The 1,209-nt window shown below is 46.4% G+C and carries 2 protein-coding genes and 1 pseudogene; 2 read left to right on the top strand and 1 reads right to left on the bottom strand.

Annotation, left to right across the window (positions count from 1 at the left end):
• Positions 1-258, top strand: a 258-nt coding sequence (locus ACWHAR_RS22225; RefSeq protein WP_452087849.1) for an AMP-binding enzyme, incomplete at its 5' end; no start/stop codon positions are given.
• 19 nt (positions 259-277) lie between these two features.
• On the opposite strand, the gene ACWHAR_RS22220 is transcribed toward ACWHAR_RS22225, so the two are convergent.
• Positions 278-874 carry a class I SAM-dependent methyltransferase gene (locus ACWHAR_RS22220; RefSeq protein WP_452087848.1) on the bottom strand — a complete coding sequence of 199 codons (597 nt, stop codon included), beginning with the start codon at positions 872-874 and terminating at the stop codon, positions 278-280.
• 155 nt (positions 875-1,029) lie between these two features.
• On the opposite strand from ACWHAR_RS22220, the pseudogene ACWHAR_RS22215 reads away from it, so the two are divergent.
• Positions 1,030-1,209 (top strand): annotated as a pseudogene (locus tag ACWHAR_RS22215) (NAD(P)-dependent oxidoreductase); the annotation flags it as partial.

Below are 1,209 nucleotides of genomic sequence, written 5' to 3'. Positions count from 1 at the left end.
GAAGTTATCCAGCAGATCCCGGGAATCCTTGAAACGGCTGTGGTCGGTATTCCAGACCCGCTTTACGGTGAAAAACCGAAAGCTTTTATCGTGAAAAATGGCGGCCAGCGCATCACGGAAGAGGATGTCATTGCATTTTGTAAAGAACGCCTGTCCGCTTACAAAATACCTGAAGTTGAATTTGTTAACGAACTGCCGAAAAACAACCTTGGCAAGGTGAAAAAAGACGTTCTGCGCAATCAGGCTGTACATTCATAAAAGAAGAAGCCCGCCCACTTTATGTGGCGGGCTTCTTTGCAGTTGCACAGACGGAAAGCTCAGGCTTAATGTTCTTAAATTGTATATCAATGTCTTCGAAGCCGGCTGCTTTAAAGTCAGCAATCATCTGTCTTCCAAATGATTTGGTTTTCTCAGGACTGGCATCCCCTTCCCGCGGCTGCATCGTAATGGATGCTTTGCCGCCTGGCTTTAATGCCCGATAAATCTGTTTCATGCCTTTTGTTTGGTCATTCCAAATGGTGTAGTTATTAACGGAAATCACTTTATCATAAAACGAGGCGGGGAGAGGAAATGTCTCGATGCTTCCTTGTATCAGGCGTACGCCCTTGGATTTCACTCTGCGGGCGGCCAGCTTCAGCATGGCCTCTGACACATCAATCCCATGAAGATGAACATCCTTCTCACGTTTCAGCATCTGCTGCATGCAGTATCCCGGGCCAAACCCGACTTCTAAAATGCTGTCCCCGCGCGTGATACCCAGCTGATTGATTGTCCACTGATTCAGTGTTTGATTTTCAGCAGCCATGATGTACCCGGCAATCATGCCGATGACGCCCTTTGGCCTGCTGAATCTTCTAGAAAGCATGTTAATCATTCAGCAACCAACCCCCTTTTTGAGTTAATTTCCTCCCAGCGTTCCATGTGAAACATTTTTCTGATAAAGCAATGCGAAGGTGCCAAGCCATGTTTATCCAAAGAGTGTGTGAGGTACACAACAAATAGACATGAAAACAAAGGAGGAGAATCATCATGGCAAATTATCCAAAAGAACTGCCGGCACAAACTCAAAGTCGACAGCCGGGAATTGAAAGCGAAATGAATCCAAGTCCGGTGTATGAGTACGAGGATTATAAAGGAGCAGACAAATTAAAAGGAAAAGTAGCTCTTATTACAGGCGGCGACAGCGGGATCGGACGCGCGGTTTCCGTC

It is taken from the genome of Bacillus sp. LR--39 (genome assembly GCF_053613335.1).
The sequence above is the reverse complement of the archived record's forward strand: the minus strand, read 5'-3'. Positions and strand labels throughout refer to the sequence as shown.

Bases quoted from the DNA above. Each gene is read 5' to 3' on its own strand.
- ACWHAR_RS22220 (WP_452087848.1), bottom strand. From the start codon at position 874: ATGATTAACATGCTTTCTAGAAGATTCAGCAGGCCAAAGGGCGTCATC.